Here is a 16502-nt window from a genome sequence, read left to right as displayed (position 1 = left end):
GTCCCTCATCCACCACCGAGGTGCCCCTCATGCTCAACTCGTGCGCGCCTTCGGCTGGTAGGGCAGGGCGGGCTTGCAGGGTGGATGCCACTTTGTGGTGTCCGCGGGTGGGTTTTAATGGTGTTTTTATGTGAAGGTGGTCTGTAAATATAATACAATAGGGTATGTTTGATTGATAAGAGGGTGTGGTGATGGTGAATGATTTTGCGCGCTTTAATGGTTTGCTCACGACTTTGGATGAATTGTATGAGTCGCTTTATAGTGCCATGCGGTTAGCACCTACTGCTTATTTTGCCAATATTGATGACATCACTAAAGAAGACTTTAAAGCGTTCTCTGCCGGTGAGCTAATGCTTGGCCACCGCGATATGTTCAACGTCCAAGCGCAGATGTGTTGTCTTAATGCCTTAAAGTGCTTCCATCGTCCTTCTCATGATATTTCAGGCCGGGTGGCGGGCAAGTACCCTGGCATCCTTTTGCTTGAGAACCATGACGACGTCATTGATACCATTATCGCGATTAACAGTACGAAGACGGCTATCAAACACTGCGTGCAGGATAGAAAGCCTGATGGCTCACACGGGCGCAATCATTTGCAGAAGCACGAATTCTTACATCAACACCGTGGCGCTGAAATAATCTCTTATCAGTTGTATCGGCATATCGATGTCATTAACTGTCGCCCTGATACGGATACCGCGCTTAAAAGCGTGAATTTTTATTGGGCCTACAAGAACGCTGACCAACGGCTAACGCCTGAGCGCGCTGTGTTGTATCTGTATAACAGCAAGTCTGGTCTCAATGATACACAACTGAACGAGATAAAAGCGCGTATCATGGGCACACAGCACACCCACCGCTTTTATATACGTAAGACACGCAATGCGTCGGTGAATTTGTCGCTGTATTACGGGTCAGCACAGGGTAAGCCGGTGGTAAATACTATCAACGCCGCACAGCCCGTTATTCTGTGTAACTACGAGGATGTGCCCACTATTCGTCCATTAAGCGCCCATGTGCCGCAAAAACGTAAAGCGAATAGACAAGGGCATGCGTGGGAGTGCTTGAATGAAGCCATCAACCTCTATACGAGGCCGATTAGCGAGGAAGACAATAAACGTGAAGCTCATTTAGCGAAAATCTAACCTTCTTAGGTTACCGCGATGGGCGAATGTTGTTGTCTTACTGCTGTGTTTGTACTTCTCACTCCGCTTTGTTGACGAGGTGTTTAAGGTGCTGCCTCAGTTCGGGAAATTCCGTCCTGGCCTCATCTAAATAATCGTCATAATACGGTGTAGCCGGGTATCGCCGGCAATTTGCAGCCAATTGCTGTGCTAATAAGCTTTCTAACTCCTGAGGCGTTTTCCCCTTCATCGTCCAGCGTCTCGATTCTTTATACAAGAGGTCACTGTTCTCTTTGATCAAGTTCACTGCCGCCCTAAAAAGTGAAGCACCAGATACTTCACGCACTTCATCACTAGGAAGGAGCAATGAAAAATTAGCGATGGGAGGCACATTACCTTTCAACTCTACTGTAAAGTTATCACTGTATTCGCTATGAAGCGCCAAACCACTCGCAGGACTCTTAATGGGGACTTTCGAGATGATATCGTTAAAAAAGATATCATTAATCAATCCAAATTTTGTCTTTGGACGGCTAATATACACTTCTGCAATGACATCCCCCTTTTTTACCCAGCTGTACTTGTTCGGCTTATAACTTACTGTGTCGGTACCACCAGCGTGTGTGAAGACGCTACCTATCAGGCTTGGCATAACAAGCACTTCAGTACCAAAGGTAACGCCATTAGGTATAACGCCGCTCTCTCGTTTATCTTGCAACACAGAATGACTCTCCCTCTAATATGTTTTAGACCTGTACCAAGCGTTCAATTACGTAAATTGGCAAACAACGAATTGGCTAAGGAACGACTACTCACCAAATAACCATTAGGTTTCGGTGACTCCCATTTATTACATCTGTCACGTCTGCAGGTACTACGACTCACACGTTCATCCACGCAGTACTTCTGTGGCGCTCGCTTTTCAGGAAAGGAAGGTATTTTTTTATAGACAGGGTATTTCTTGTTACCGATGACAACGACGGTGGGCTCATAAGGGAAACCCCAGCTGAATTCTTCAAAAGCATTACAGTGAGGCAAATGGGGGCGGATTTGATAGTCTTATGTATAGAATTGCTGAGTTTTCGTAGACCACCATCCTCTTGCTATCAAAAGCCCTTTGGTATAGTACCGAGGGGTACTATGTAGATATTAGTTCTGACTTTAAGTTTATCTGCCAGGTAGAGTTATTAGATGGGCTTGCAAAACTTAACAACGCTGCGGTTGTACTTAGTGTTGTGCTTGCACTTGGGCTTACAAATTTTCTTGTTTCTCAAGCTAAGAAACTGATGGAAAATCTACGTCAGATAGATGTTCTCTTGGAGTTCGGTCTCTGTGACCACCATGGAAAGGCTGCTCTAGAATGGATGTATAACAATTTAGACGCAGCCTACAAGATAATGGTTAATTGACGTAGCCGATTGGTAAAAAGCTTCAGTGACAGCACTAATATCGGGTCACCTAGCTGCGATAGTAAACACCCTGCTAATCGGTTTGATTTTTCTGAACAACATTTTATTGGGCAAACTCTTGACACTCCAACAGTATCAACTTGGGTTCGTTTTGATAGCAGTTTAGTGACATAGTTGTTAGCTGCTTTTTCCAGGATAGATCTTGGTAGACTCCTGCGCAATCCGTTTTTCGAAAAATAGCATTTTGGCTTTTTATAAACATACACAATGGCACTGATATTTGTGGCGTCACCGTCCGAGCGTGTGGGAAAATTTCAAACGATGCGAATGAAATAGTCCTAAGTGTGATTGGCCACAATGAGTCAATGATGACGACTATTATAGCAGCTGAAACAACACGACAGATGTGCGTTTTCCATCTGGCTCCAGGTGTTTTTCACAGTGAGCAGGTTATCATTCTTTATCCAATAATTGAGGAACTGAAAAATGAGTTTCCCAATTTGGTAGTGAGGCTCTAGGCTTGGTTTTTTCCGAAGGTATTAATCAACTTATTCCGAACTGTTAGATCAATCGTTGATACACACAAGTTAAGCCTATACCAGCAACTGTATTAAGATTAATGATGAAATGTCCAGTTTTATGAAGAAGGTGTTGGAAAGTGCAAACATGACAAATGAGGGGAAGTGGCCGATACATCAGCTTCAGAAAGTGACCACCTGTTTAGAGTCCAGGACGAAGTTTGATTGATTATTTGTGGAATGATACAACAAATACGGTTAAGTTGTCATCTGAGCTAACCGTTAGTTTAGCTCCGTTCATGTGAAGCAATGAACGAGCGATAGTCAATCCTAAACCAACGCCTTGACCATGATTTTTTCGTGAAGGGTCTGCTCTAAAAAAGCGATCAAAAAGTCTCTGAAGATGGTCATCAGAGATTTTCGGGCCTGGATTTGAAACGGTAATTTTTGTATGTTCATCGTTGGTAGATACTGCTACCTTAACAATCGCGTTTTCGAAGGAATATCGAATTGCGTTTGACAATAGATTACTCATAGCTTGTCGAAACATGAACCTATCGCAATCAATTGTGGCATCGGCCCCTCGGATGCGAATTTGAATTTGTCTTTCTTCTGCCAGTAGTTCAAAATACTCAACTAATTCTTGAAGCTCTGCCCGGCAATTTAGTCGCTCTAACTGTGGCTTGACGAGTCCATGTTCCGTTTTGGCTAGAAGTAACATGTCACTGACCATCTTGGTCATACGTTCGTATTCTTCCAAATTAGAATATAAAATTTCAACATATTCACTTTCAGTGCGCGGTTGATTCAGAATAACCTGCGTTTGAGTTGTCAGATTTGTGACCGGTGTTCTCAATTCATGCGCAATGTCCGCAGAAAAATATGAAAGTTGCTCAAAGCCAGCTTCGAGTCGTTCAATCATAGCATTAAACGACCCCACTAATCCTGCGAGCTCGACCGGTACCTCTAAAGGATTTAGTCGGATATCGAGCTTGTCAGCAGTAATAGAACCTATTTTTCTACTCAGTTTTCGTAGCGGCGAGTGGCCTCGATACACAGCAAAACGTGCCACTATTATCGTGATCAAACCAGACACGAAAATAATGCCCCATAACGTCTTTTCAAAGTCTTCCATGTAATTCATGTGAAATTCCATGTTGGAGGCTACCACAACACGGTATGTAGACTTATTCTGACCAGTGCTGACGGTCACGAGAGCTTCAGTTGCTCGCAACATATGGGATCCATCAAAAAAAAGTGTCAACATATCAGGCGTTATGAGATCGTTGTCAAACAATTGACCGGGGTATTTGTGCAAGTCAACGCCTTTACTCGAAAATACGGATTCTCCATCTTCATTTTGCACAAGGTAATAGACTCCATGATGACCAGACACTGCTTCAACGAGGATACTCGAAGGTGCCACCTTTTCAGTGTATGCTTCGCTAAGCTTTCGTTTTACAGCATGGAATACCTCATTTAATTCATCAGCATCCTGTTCAGCAAAATGCGTTGCAATTGATTGTTGAACGATTAAGCTGATTATTGTAAGGCACACAAATACGGTAATGCCAACAAGTATAGTGACTCTAAACGCAAGAGAGTTTGGCCGTTTTAGTTTATTCGTTACTATCATCTACACTCATTTTATAGCCCATCCCCCTGACAGTTTGAATTAGCTTTACAGGAAAGTCATCATCAATTTTTGCACGCAATCTTCGGATAGCGACATCAATGACATTCGTGTCACTGTCAAAATTCATGTCCCATACCTGAGAGGCGATCAAAGAACGGGGCAATACTTCACCTTGACGTCTGACCATTAGTTCAAGCAATGTAAACTCTTTAGTCGTCAGATTGATTACTTTGCCACCGCGCTTCGCAACGCGAGAAGGGATATCAAGCTCCAAATCTGCAATGTGTAACGTGTTGTTAGGGACAGAAGTCCCTCTCCTGATCAAGGTGCGCACTCTTGCGAGGAGTTCCGCGAAAGCAAACGGTTTAACCAAATAATCGTCTGCGCCTAACTCAAGTCCTTTGACTCTGTCATTAACGTGATCGCGAGCGGTTAAAAAAAGAACGGGTGTAAATTTACCAGTCTCTCTCAATGAAGACAGGATTTTCCAACCTTCTATGTCGGGCAGCATTACATCGAGTACGATTAATTCATAATCACCAATCATCGATTTGTGGTGACCATCCAGGCCAGTCCTTACTAATTCTACAACAAAGCCGGATTCAATTAGCCCTTGTTTGATGTAATCGCCCGTTTTTACTTCGTCTTCGACTACAAGTATTTTCATGGTATGTGATTAACCTGCTGCATAGCTTTAATTCAATGGAGTAAGCCTGTTGAATACACCGCAATCGTAAAATGCTGTTAGTATACTAATAATAAAACGTATGCCAGCAACCAACAGAGTATTCAATATACTAATGAGCGCACCACATCGTAGCTCGAAGTCGCAAATATTCAACTAAAAATACACTTTCGCTATCAATATCGCTCATGATTACAAAATTGTAATGTCAAGGTAATCTGTCTGTCAGGGCCATTTGATATTCTCATTGCCGTAGCTAATCCGTGAAAACGCGTTTCATTAAAGGAGTCAGGTTTAAGTGAAACTTTCATTCGTCAAATACCTCGTTGTTATCGCTTTGTTGAGCGTGCAAGTAAGCGGGTCTTTCGCGAGTGTAGCTACGCCATGTGCAAGCGATATGGTGCATGAAATAGATAACAGAATCGGTCATCACATGGCCCACTCAACACATGATGTATCAGAGAATTGTTGCAATCAAGATTGCTGTTGTCCCATGGCTGCCTTTCAGCTCGGCATGTTGGCTGGGGCGAATCTCGAAACATCAAAACTGTTGAACACCCCAGTCCTAACCAGACAAGCAAGGCTGCATAAAGTCTTTATCGCTATACATTTACGCCCCCCAAAATACTCTCTCGTGTAATCAGGTTAGTCGATGTAAAGACTAACAGTTACTGCACGTGATGTTTCCATCGTGAAGCGTGCGAAATTCAATATATGTGAGAGTTGTTTATGAAAAAAAATATACCGTTTTGGGCTCTGGTTTCTGTAGTCCTCTTTTTAACGGCGTGCAGTGATGTCCTGCAAGCAAATAATGATGCAAAGTCTGCAACACAGGCCCCGAAAATTACATTGGATGTCTACAAAAGTAGAACATGTAGATGTTGTCAAAAATGGGTACGACATATTGAAGAACATGGTTTTGAAACAGATGTGACAAATGTCGCGCTAATGTCCAGAGTTAAAGATAAACATGGCATCGAACCCCAGTATCGCTCCTGCCATACTGCTCTTTCTCAGGACGGGTTTGTATTTGAGGGGCACATACCCGCAAAATACATCCAACAATTTTTAGAAAACCCTCCTGAAGGGGTTTTAGGGTTGAGCGTTCCAGCCATGCCAATTGGATCGCCGGGCATGGAAGTTGACGAACGATTCCAACCTTACCTTGTATTGCAACTCAATGTAGATGGTTCAGTTACGACCTTTGCTGAAGTCAACACCTATGAGGAGCAATTCTAATGAACCGGTTTTGTCTTTTTGTTTCTATTTGGGGAGCGTTCTCGTTCTCGATGGTCTCTCCCGCTATCGCGAATGAAAAATTAACGCTCAAACGTGCAGTAGAAATAGCGGTAGAAAATGATCCATGGCTCGTTAGCAGTGCACATCGTGAACGTGCCACATTGTCCAGTAGTGTCGTCGCCTCGAGCCTACCAGACCCCGTTGTCAACATCGGTTTAGCAAATGTACCCACTGATGGTTTTGCGTTTGATCAAGAGCCCATGACTCAGCTAAAAGTAGGTGTGTCACAGATGTTTCCTCGTGGTGATTCGTTAGCCATAAGGTCTCGTCAATTGCGGGAGCAAGCAGCAGAGCATCCCCTGATGAGAGCCGACCGAGTGGCCAAAGCACGCGTTCAAGTATCAAACTTATGGTTAGAAATATATCGGGCGCAGCAAAGTGTAAAGCTAATTGATGAAGATAAAGCGTTATTTGAACAGCTCAGCGATATCGCAAAGGCAAATTATTCAACTGCCTTTGGACGCGTAAATCAGCAAGATATCGTTCGTGCAAAGTTGGAATTAACAAGGTTGGAAGACCGACTTACTAAACTACGAGCATTAGAAGAAAGAGCCACAGGGAAGCTTCTAGAGTGGCTAGTTAGAGATCAAAATTATCCAAGTCAATCGGGATTTGATGCCTTTTCTCGATTAACGTTGCCGCATGCCCTACCTGAGATCAAAAACATGGGGCAGAATATGAGAACAATACTTGAGCGCAGAGATCAACAATCGCTTGCAATGGTTCTCAATCAACACCCTTTGATCCTCTCGATAGAGCAAAGAATTCGCGCCAGCCAAACCGGTATTGACCTTGCCAAAGAAAAATACAAGCCACAATGGGGGGTTAACGCTAGTTACGCCTACAGAGACGACACGCCCGACGGTACAAGTCGAGCAGATTTTTTATCGATGGGTGTAAGTTTCGATGTACCTCTTTTTACAGAAAACCGCCAAGACCAAGAGGTTTCGGCTGCCGTAAGCCTATCTGAAGCCATTAAAACCGACAAGCGCTTAGTCCTCAGAGAAATGATGTCATACATCCAGTCTTTATATGCGGAAAATGAGCGATTAATGGAGCGACAAGCGCTGTACGAACTCGAATTGTTAGAGCAAATGCAAGAGCAAGCTGAGGCATCGCTCAATGCTTATACCAACGACGAAGGAGACTTTGCTGAGGTAGTGCGTGCTCGTATTGCGGATCTTAATGCCAGAATTGACGCACTGGATATCAGTGTGGATTTGGTCAAAACAAAAATTCAACTCAACTATTACTTTGATACCAACGCAGGTATTCCTTTGTCTCAAATCGGAGAACAACAATGAGCACAATTAAAGCACTCGTCATAGGCGGGGTAGCAGGCGGTATTATGACTGCGTTGGCATTCACGTTTCTGATACCATCTTCATCATCCACCGCGAATAATGAGCAAAACGAAGAGAAGCAACCGTTGTATTGGGTAGCGCCGATGGACCCAAATTACCGCAGAGACGAACCAGGAAAGTCTCCGATGGGCATGGATCTCATTCCTGTCTACGAAGAAAGTTCAAGTGGTGATGCGGGCTCAGGAACAATTACTATAGCGCCAAATGTGGAGAACAACCTTGGTGTTCGAACTGCGAAAGTGCAGCGCCGCGCGCTGCATGTCCCTATTAGAACTGTCGGGTACGTTCAATACAACGAAGAAACATTAATCCATGTGCATCCTCGCGTTGAAGGCTGGATAGAAACACTGCATGTAAAAGCATCAGGAGAATATGTTAAAAAAGGGGAACCACTTTACTCTCTATACTCGCCTGAGTTAGTGAATGCACAAGAAGAATTGCTGCTTGCTATGCGCAGAAACAACAAAGATCTGATCGTAGCTGCTCGTTCTCGCTTAAATGCATTGCAAGTGCCTGAAGACGTCGTGGAGACGTTAACAAAAACAAAAAATGTTCAGCAAACCGTTACCTTTTCCGCACCCCAAACCGGATTCGTAGATAATTTAAACATTCGAGAAGGTTTTTTTATAAAACCTGGCGTTACAGTCATGTCGATTGGTGCATTGGATGAGGTTTGGGTTGATGCAGAGGTATTTGAGCGACAAACCGCCCAAATAGTGGAAGGGCTGCCTGTTACTATGAAATTAGATTTCCTCCCCGGAAAGACGTGGCAAGGCGTTGTAGACTACGTCTACCCAACCCTTGAACAGAGTACCCGCACACTGCGTGTGCGTCTTCGCTTTGCTAATCAAGATTATACGTTAAAGCCGAACATGTTCGCTCAAGTGACTATCCACTCTGATATGGATTCGACCAACTTGATCGTGCCAACCGAAGCGGTTATTCGAACAGGCAATCAAAATCGCGTTGTATTGGCATTGGGAGATGGAAAATTTAAATCAGTTGCAATCAAAATTGGGCGAGTGGTTGACGAGTTTACAGAAGTACTTGAAGGACTGATCGATGGTGACAGCATTGTCACCTCCGCTCAATTTATGCTTGATTCAGAGAGCAGTATTAGCTCTGACTTTAAGCGAATGGAACCCCCTGAAGAAAGTCCAACATCGGTCTTCACAGAGGTGATGATCACAGACGTGATGCCTTCTCACAACATGATAACTGCAAAACATGGTCCAATTCCAGAATGGGATTGGCCGCCGATGACCATGGATTTTGTGGTAGCGGAGCATATCAATTTAGCAACGGTCAAAGGTGGTTCATCGGCACATATCGAGATCAGTAAGCAAACTGATGGTCAATATGTGGTGACAACCGTGCACATTATCGATTCAGCACAAAGTACACAGGCGACTATGTCTGAAAGCGTTTGGACTGAAGTCAAGATTAATTCTGTAATGGATGGGCATCGAATGATAAATGTCGATCATCCCGCTATAAAAGAGTGGGATTGGCCCGCGATGACGATGGATTTTAACGTGGCAGATAACATTACCTTGTCTGATTTGGCCTCTGGAACGCTTGCGCATATTGAAATTTCAAAATCCTCAAGTGGCGAATATCTTGTTTCTACCATTCATGTTGTTGAAGAGGCAAGTAGTGAAACAAGTACCGCTGTCGACGCTGTGTGGACTCAAGCAACGGTCAATGCAGTGATGAGTGCTAGCAACCAGTTAAGCCTTGAACATGACCCTATTGAGGCGTGGGATTGGCCTGCAATGACAATGGATTTTAACGTCGCTAATGAGGTTGATTTATCTGACATTACCGCTGGTATGCGACTGCACATCGAAATTACCAAAACCCAAGACGGTGCGTACGTTATTACCACAGTACATATACAAGCATCTGATAAAGGAACGATGGATAACAGCCAACATGAAGGAGCGCACGAATGATAGAAGCAGTCATACGTTGGTCGGTCTCAAACCGCTTCTTTGTTTTACTCGCAACCATCATCATAGTCGGTGGCGGTTTAGTTACAATGAAAAATACGCCAGTAGATGCGATCCCAGATTTATCCGATGTCCAAGTGATAATCAAAACGAGTTATCCTGGTCAAGCGCCACAAGTTGTAGAAGATCAGGTAACGTACCCGCTAACGACCGCCATGCTTTCCGTACCGGGTGCACAAACGGTTCGAGGTTATTCGTTTTTCGGTGACTCCTACGTTTATATCATTTTTGATGATGATACCGACTTATATTGGGCAAGAAGCAGGGTGCTTGAATATTTATCGCAAGTTGCCCCCAATCTACCTGAAAACGCCAGGCCGCAATTAGGTCCAGATGCCACAGGCGTTGGTTGGGTTTATCTGTATGCATTGGTCGACAGAACCGGCCAACACGATATTTCTCAATTACGCAGTTTGCAAGACTGGTTCTTGAAATTTGAGCTCCAAACTGTGCCTGGCGTGTCCGAAGTCTCGGCGCTAGGGGGTATGGTGAAACAGTATCAAGTGAAAGTAGATCCTGAAAAACTCCGCGCTTACGGTATACCGCTTTCTCATATTCAGATGGCAATAAAGCGAGGGAATCAAGAAGTTGGGGCCTCTGTAGTGGAGCTTGCAGAAGCTGAGTACATGGTTCGTGCTACGGGGTATATTTCTGATAAGAAGGATATCGAAACTATTCCTCTTGGCGTCAATGACAATGGCACACCGCTTTTAATAAGGGATATTGCCACTGTAGATATCGGTCCACAAATGCGCCGCGGTATAGCAGAGCTAAACGGCGAAGGGGAAACAGTCGGCGGTATTGTCGTGATGCGTTTTGGCGAGAATGCTCAAAAAACGATAGATGGCGTCAAAGCAAAACTAGAGGACTTAAAAAAAGGACTACCTGATGGCGTTGAGGTGGTCACTGTTTATGATCGTTCCGCATTAATTGAAAGAGCCGTTGATAACCTAGCTTCGAAACTAGTGGAAGAGTTTATCGTAGTCGCTTTGGTATGTGTCGCTTTTCTTTTTCATGTTCGGTCGTCACTCGTCGCAATCATCAGTATTCCTGTCGGGATCATTACCGCGCTAATCGTTATGTATATGCAAGGGATCAATGCCAATATCATGTCGTTGGGCGGCATTGCTATTGCCATTGGCGCCATGAGTGATGGTGCGATCGTTATGATTGAAAATATGCACAAACACATGGAAAAGACGCCTCTTACCAAGGAAAATCGCTGGCAGGTTGTTATCGATTCTGCGGTCGAAGTTGGACCTGCGTTATTTTTCAGTTTGTTGATCATTACGGTTAGTTTTGTACCTGTTTTTACGCTTGAGGCCCAGGAAGGGAGGATGTTTTCCCCTCTTGCTTATACGAAAACATATGCAATGGCTGCATCAGCGGCACTTGCGATTACACTGGTCCCAGTCTTAATGGGGTATTTTGTACGTGGAAAGGTTTTGCCTGAACACAAAAACCCAGTCAACAAGTTTTTAACGTTTTTATACATACCGACGCTCAAGACAGTTTTGCGCTTTCCAAAGTCAACGATGGTCGCAGCATTGATTGTCTTGGCTATCGGGCTTTGGCCAATTGATAAAATTGGTAGTGAATTTATTCCCCCGCTTGACGAAGGCGATTTGATGTATATGCCAACCACCTATGCCGGCATATCAATCGGGAAGGCACGAGAGCTTCTTCAACAGACCAACAAATTAATAAAAACCGTGCCAGAAGTAGAAACGGTATTTGGCAAAGTAGGGCGGGCGGATACGGCGACGGACCCCGCGCCACTGACCATGATTGAGACATTCATTCAATTGAAACCCAAAGAACAATGGCGAGAAGGGATGACCACGCAGGACCTTATTAAAGAGTTTGATGCAGTGGTCAATTTACCGGGCTTAACCAACGCATGGGTGATGCCAATAAAAACCCGAATTGACATGCTTGCCACAGGAATTAAAACCCCTGTTGGGATTAAAATTGGTGGTCCCGATCTAATGGAAATTCAAAAAATCGGCCAACAAATTGAGTCAATATTAACTGACGTCGATGGCACGGCTTCAGTGTATTCTGAACGCGTCGCTGGCGGTCGCTACTTGAAAGTCGACATTGATCGCGAAAAAGCCGCCCGATATGGGCTCAATATCGCTGATGTTCAGCAAATTGTCTCTAGTGCAATTGGCGGTGTTAACGTAACACAGAGTGTAGAAGGGCTGGAGCGCTATCCAGTAAATATTCGTTATCCGCAGTCATACCGAAGCTCTCCAGAGTCGCTTTCTTTGTTACCTGTAGTGACACCACAAGGAAAACGTATAGCCTTAGCTGATGTTGCTAACGTCTACATCGAAGACGGACCACCGGGTATCAAGAGTGAAAACGCGCGGCTCAATGGATGGGTGTATGTTGACATCGATGGTGTAGACATAGGCACGTATGTGGCTACCGCGCAGCAAGTTGTTGCTGAACAACTCGTTTTACCCGCCGGCTATTCAATTAATTGGTCTGGCCAATACGAGTATATGTTAAGGGCAAAGGAGAAGCTCACTTACGTTGTGCCTTTGACGCTCGCTATAATCGTTATTCTATTGTACCTCAACTTCCGAAACTTCATTGAAGTGGCGATTATTATGGGGACGTTGCCATTGTCGATGGTTGGCAGCATATGGCTTATGTACATCGAAGGCTTTAATTTCTCCGTGGCCGTAGGCGTAGGTTTCATTGCCTTGGCCGGTGTCGCTGTAGAAATAGGAGTCATTATGCTTGTATATCTCAATCATGAATATCAGGCACTGATGGATAGATGCAAAGAAGGGGGTACCTTACCGAGCGCCGAGATGTTGACCGAGGCAGTACTGCACGGTGCAGGATTGCGTGTTCGTCCCGTCATGATGACAACGGCCACTATCATCTTTGGATTGCTGCCGGTTTTATATGGCTCTGGTACGGGGTCCGAAGTCATGAGTCGGATTGCCGCGCCGATGGTGGGAGGAATGGTTAGTGCGATTATTCTGACACTACTCATATTGCCTGCCATTTATTTAATATGGCGCAAACAACAGCTTAAATACTTGGCTGTCGTTGCGTAATGAAAGGACCTGTTCGCCGTTCACATCGTTGGCTTATGCTGCTAGTCGGCGGGCAGGTGTTGTTTTGGTCGTTAAGCGGCCTTTACATGGTCTGGTTTGATATCTACTACATTCAGGGTGAACATTTTTTTACCTGGGCCCAGCGCGATGATGAAAGACGTCACAGGCTTGCTGATCGACAATACCATTGACCCAAATGCCATCAATATTGAAGCATTTGTGTCATCTATAACCCATCAAGTCTAAGGAGACTTCAAATGAAACTAATCTTTTCAATGCTCATGATAGCCTTAAGTTTTTCAACTTTTGCTCACACAACACTCAAGACATCTACGCCTAAGGATAATGCAATGTTGATGTCATCTCCACCTGAACTATCATTGGTTTTTACCAAGCCTGTAAGGTTGGCTAGAGTCACATTGCAATCGAAAAGTGGGGAAACCATTCCGTTTGAGTTTAAGCCAAGTACGGAACTCGCTAGTGCCTTTAGTTACGAATTACCCGGATTACCAGTAGATACATACACTGTCAATTGGATGTTGCTAGGTCAGGACGGTCACAAAATGGAAGGGGCTTTTAGTTTTATGGTGCATGCTTCAATGATGAAACATAACGACAAAAAGCACGACAGCACGCACGGCAACCATTAGAGGACGCTATGGACATTTGGCAGTTGGGGTTGTTGATTTCAAAGTTTGGTGTTTATCTCGGCGTATCAGCGCTGCTTGGTGGTGGTTGGATTTTGTGCATTACCAATACTGATACTGACACCAAATTTACTCTACCCGCAAGCTTACAAACAACGGTAACAAGGCACATGCGTTTGTTTGCGGTCATTGGCATCATTTTTAGTGCTTTTGACTTTTTGTTTCAGGTTGGGCAGCTCGCTCAATCTGGATACGCTGGTATGTTTGACCCCATTATGCGAGAGATGGTCGCGCATTCAACGCTCGGAGATGTTGCAAAAAGTCGACTAGTGCTGTTCGCAAGTGCGCTACTATATTTAACCTATTTAGGTCATTCAATTAGAAAAACCGCCATTATTTCAAGTCTCTCTCTTGGAATTTTCATTGTTATTGCGTTGGCAGGATTTGGGTATACATTTACGTTAACTGGGCATACTCAACAGTTACAACCTAGTTTAAAATTTATCCTGGCTGCTCATGCCGTTATTGCGCTCGCGTGGGTGGGTTCACTCTGGCCTCTTTCAAGGACGTGCGTAGAGCTTTCTACCCCCAATTTGCACCATGTCATGACAAAATTTGGGAAATCGGCGATGTACCCCATTGGGGGGCTAATTATTGCTGGTTTACTACTGGCTTGGCAACTTGTGCGTTCTGTTAGCAGTTTGCTCGACACAAACTACGGCTTTGTATTGCTTGTTAAGCTGTTGTTTGTTGGTGCTATCTTTCTAATCGCGTTGTTACACAAACTGCGATTGGTTCCTCAGCTTTTAACCGGCATAACCAGTCCTCGAACGCTTCAAAAATCAATCCAAATCGAACTTTGTATAGGGATATCTATTTTAATGGTGACGGTGGTGTTAAGTACCGCCGTAGGCCCCAATTATTGAAGAAACACAAAATGAAAAAAATCTACTTGTTGTCAATCATACTCTTTCCTTTGCTGTTAACTAACTGTGTTAATGCTCATGATAAAACGCATAACGACACCAGTAATAGTCCTATGTTCTCAGGGCTAGACTCCGACGCAGGAATAATAGCAAAACAATTCCACAAAGCACTCTCCGAGGCTAATGCAGAGACAGTCATGAGCTTACTTGCCGATGATGTCCTTATTTTGGAAGGTGGCAGAATTGAGCGCAGTGCCGACGAATATCGTGCACATCATTTGCAAGCAGACATGCAATTTTCATCTGCCGTAACCACGAAGACGATTGAGCATCATGTTCGTGTGCATGGTAATACAGCTGTCTCCATTTCAAGAAGTCACACTTCTGGAAACTATAAAGGTCGAGATATTGATAGGACAGGCAATGAAACGCTCTTTTTAACGCTGATCAATGGACAGTGGAAAATCAGTCATATTCATTGGTCTCACTAACTCCCCACCAAATTAAAATAAAAAGGTCAAAACGATGAAACTTTTCTATGCAAGCTGCGTTGTTATTTTTTTAGCCACATCACCATACATTTATGCGTCTGAGCAAACGAACGACGAAACCGAGATACTAGAAATGATCCAAGATATTGAAAAGGGGTGGGAGTCTGGTAACGGTATGCCGTTCTATCAACATTATCTTGGCCAGGTAGGTGCGCGTTACATTGAGTCAGGCGGTCAGAATAAAGGGTTAGAGGATTTGGTCAAAAATCATGTAGAGCCGGAAAAAGAGGTATTGAAACGATTGACCATTGATATTCTAGATATCGAAACAAACGTTGAAGGAGACTTCGCTTGGGCAGTTACGACAGTAAATGTTTCAGGAGAAGTACGCAAAACCGGCGCAGTTTTTGATAAAAAAGGATTTCAAACCTATTTGTTTCGCCGAACTGATGAAGGATGGAAGGTCATTCATTCGCATTCATCTACCCGTGATAATAAGCCACATAAGCACCGTTAACAACGTTGAATTCCGTGCAAAATCGCAATATCACATTGGATGCAATACGAACGTTAGCCATTGTGTTGATGGTTGTGTTCCATTTTGCTTACGACCTTCGTTTCTTTGGTTGGGTTGATTGGAATGTCCCCAATGGAAAAGGGTGGAGGGAGTTTCGGTATGTAATATTGACGCTCTTCTTCGTGAGTGTAGGCGCGTCGCTCGTGCTCGGGAATTATCGAAAATTTAGTCTAAAAATGTTTTTACTGCGGCTGTTTTCCATAGCGTTCTGGGCCGCGGTAATATCGCTTTTTACGTATTATTTTTTTAATGCAAACTGGATATTCTTTGGCGTATTGCATTTTATTGCTGTAGCGAGTGTTTTGTGTGTTCCGTTGATTAGAAAACCCATATTGTCGCTGTTGTTGGGTTTTGTTGCGGTCACGTTGTTTAACATTGGCCTAGTATCCAGTAAATGGCCATTTAATCTGATCAGTTTGTCACTACCTCATTCTCCAAACGATTACGTTGCGATTTTTCCATGGATAGGTGTTGTATTGTTTGGTATTGCGATAGGGCACGTTTTGAAAAGCGGATTTGATCCGTTTGCAAAATGGAATATCCCGAATAACTTGACTCTTCTCGGACGGCATAGTTTAGCGGTTTACATATTGCATCAACCTATCTTTTTTGCGCTGTTTGGTACTATCTATTGGTTTAGCTCATCGGTGTAACTATGCACCTTTTACTTTGCCATAAATCACCTTCAGTAATTAATATCCGCTATGCTGCCGCAGACATAAAATTACGATGAGATA

The 16502-nt window shown here is 43.9% G+C and carries 13 protein-coding genes; 10 read left to right on the top strand and 3 right to left on the bottom strand.

The window, feature by feature from the left end:
* Positions 1 to 191: 191 nt before the first annotated feature.
* Positions 192 to 1145: a DNA replication terminus site-binding protein gene (locus QVA83_RS03020; protein WP_156079158.1), complete on the top strand. Its 954-nt coding sequence runs from the start codon at positions 192 to 194 to the stop codon at positions 1143 to 1145.
* Between the two features lie 58 nt (positions 1146 to 1203).
* On the opposite strand, the gene QVA83_RS03015 is transcribed toward QVA83_RS03020, so the two are convergent.
* From QVA83_RS03015 to QVA83_RS03005, 3 genes are all read right to left on the bottom strand, one after another.
* Positions 1204 to 1845: a hypothetical protein gene (locus tag QVA83_RS03015; protein WP_156079159.1), complete on the bottom strand. Its 642-nt coding sequence runs from the start codon at positions 1843 to 1845 to the stop codon at positions 1204 to 1206.
* A 1435-nt stretch (positions 1846 to 3280) separates the two neighbouring features.
* Entirely contained in the window at positions 3281 to 4687 is a 1407-nt protein-coding gene (locus tag QVA83_RS03010; protein WP_156079160.1) for a heavy metal sensor histidine kinase, read from the bottom strand.
* Positions 4671 to 5354: a heavy metal response regulator transcription factor gene (locus QVA83_RS03005; RefSeq protein WP_020742690.1), complete on the bottom strand. Its 684-nt coding sequence runs from the start codon at positions 5352 to 5354 to the stop codon at positions 4671 to 4673. The genes QVA83_RS03010 and QVA83_RS03005 overlap by 17 nt, the downstream gene beginning before the upstream one ends.
* Before the next feature lie 747 nt (positions 5355 to 6101).
* On the opposite strand from QVA83_RS03005, the gene QVA83_RS03000 reads away from it, so the two are divergent.
* From QVA83_RS03000 to QVA83_RS02960, 9 genes are all read left to right on the top strand, one after another.
* A complete protein-coding gene (locus QVA83_RS03000; RefSeq protein WP_049587499.1) occupies positions 6102 to 6611 on the top strand; it encodes a DUF411 domain-containing protein in 510 nt (169 codons plus the stop codon).
* Positions 6611 to 7975, top strand: a complete 1365-nt coding sequence (locus tag QVA83_RS02995) for a TolC family protein (protein ID WP_014996986.1) — start codon at positions 6611 to 6613, stop codon at positions 7973 to 7975. Before QVA83_RS03000 ends, QVA83_RS02995 begins: the two co-directional genes overlap by 1 nt.
* Positions 7972 to 9990, top strand: coding sequence for an efflux RND transporter periplasmic adaptor subunit (locus QVA83_RS02990; RefSeq protein ID WP_156079161.1), 2019 nt, complete (start codon positions 7972 to 7974; stop codon positions 9988 to 9990). The genes QVA83_RS02995 and QVA83_RS02990 overlap by 4 nt, the downstream gene beginning before the upstream one ends.
* Positions 9987 to 13124: an efflux RND transporter permease subunit gene (locus tag QVA83_RS02985; protein ID WP_156079162.1), complete on the top strand. Its 3138-nt coding sequence runs from the start codon at positions 9987 to 9989 to the stop codon at positions 13122 to 13124. Before QVA83_RS02990 ends, QVA83_RS02985 begins: the two co-directional genes overlap by 4 nt.
* Positions 13125 to 13381: 257 nt before the next feature.
* Positions 13382 to 13774, top strand: a complete 393-nt coding sequence (locus QVA83_RS02980; RefSeq protein WP_156079163.1) for a copper resistance CopC family protein — start codon at positions 13382 to 13384, stop codon at positions 13772 to 13774.
* A gap of 8 nt (positions 13775 to 13782) precedes the next feature.
* On the top strand, positions 13783 to 14697 hold the full coding sequence (locus QVA83_RS02975; RefSeq protein ID WP_156079164.1) for a CopD family protein: 915 nt from the start codon (positions 13783 to 13785) through the stop codon (positions 14695 to 14697).
* 11 nt (positions 14698 to 14708) lie between these two features.
* Positions 14709 to 15188, top strand: a complete 480-nt coding sequence (locus QVA83_RS02970) for a YybH family protein (RefSeq protein WP_041912803.1) — start codon at positions 14709 to 14711, stop codon at positions 15186 to 15188.
* 34 nt (positions 15189 to 15222) lie between these two features.
* Entirely contained in the window at positions 15223 to 15705 is a 483-nt protein-coding gene (locus tag QVA83_RS02965) for a YybH family protein (RefSeq protein ID WP_012516840.1), read from the top strand.
* Between the two features lie 14 nt (positions 15706 to 15719).
* Positions 15720 to 16418, top strand: a complete 699-nt coding sequence (locus tag QVA83_RS02960; protein ID WP_014996994.1) for a heparan-alpha-glucosaminide N-acetyltransferase — start codon at positions 15720 to 15722, stop codon at positions 16416 to 16418.
* The last annotated feature ends 84 nt before the right edge of the window (positions 16419 to 16502 follow it).

Origin of the sequence: Alteromonas sp. AO-Serp, assembly GCF_017849675.1 — a bacterium.
Lineage (GTDB): Bacteria > Pseudomonadota > Gammaproteobacteria > Enterobacterales > Alteromonadaceae > Alteromonas > Alteromonas macleodii.
This window is presented reverse-complemented; position numbering and strand designations above follow the sequence as displayed.

Bases quoted from the DNA above. Each gene is read 5' to 3' on its own strand.
- QVA83_RS03000 (WP_049587499.1), top strand. From the start codon at position 6,102: ATGAAAAAAAATATACCGTTTTGGGCTCTGGTTTCTGTAGTCCTCTTT.
- QVA83_RS02965 (WP_012516840.1), top strand. From the start codon at position 15,223: ATGAAACTTTTCTATGCAAGCTGCGTTGTTATTTTTTTAGCCACATCA.
- QVA83_RS03020 (WP_156079158.1), top strand. From the start codon at position 192: ATGGTGAATGATTTTGCGCGCTTTAATGGTTTGCTCACGACTTTGGAT.
- QVA83_RS02990 (WP_156079161.1), top strand. From the start codon at position 7,972: ATGAGCACAATTAAAGCACTCGTCATAGGCGGGGTAGCAGGCGGTATT.
- QVA83_RS03005 (WP_020742690.1), bottom strand. From the start codon at position 5,354: ATGAAAATACTTGTAGTCGAAGACGAAGTAAAAACGGGCGATTACATC.
- QVA83_RS03010 (WP_156079160.1), bottom strand. From the start codon at position 4,687: ATGATAGTAACGAATAAACTAAAACGGCCAAACTCTCTTGCGTTTAGA.
- QVA83_RS02985 (WP_156079162.1), top strand. From the start codon at position 9,987: ATGATAGAAGCAGTCATACGTTGGTCGGTCTCAAACCGCTTCTTTGTT.
- QVA83_RS02995 (WP_014996986.1), top strand. From the start codon at position 6,611: ATGAACCGGTTTTGTCTTTTTGTTTCTATTTGGGGAGCGTTCTCGTTC.
- QVA83_RS02975 (WP_156079164.1), top strand. From the start codon at position 13,783: ATGGACATTTGGCAGTTGGGGTTGTTGATTTCAAAGTTTGGTGTTTAT.
- QVA83_RS02980 (WP_156079163.1), top strand. From the start codon at position 13,382: ATGAAACTAATCTTTTCAATGCTCATGATAGCCTTAAGTTTTTCAACT.
- QVA83_RS02970 (WP_041912803.1), top strand. From the start codon at position 14,709: ATGAAAAAAATCTACTTGTTGTCAATCATACTCTTTCCTTTGCTGTTA.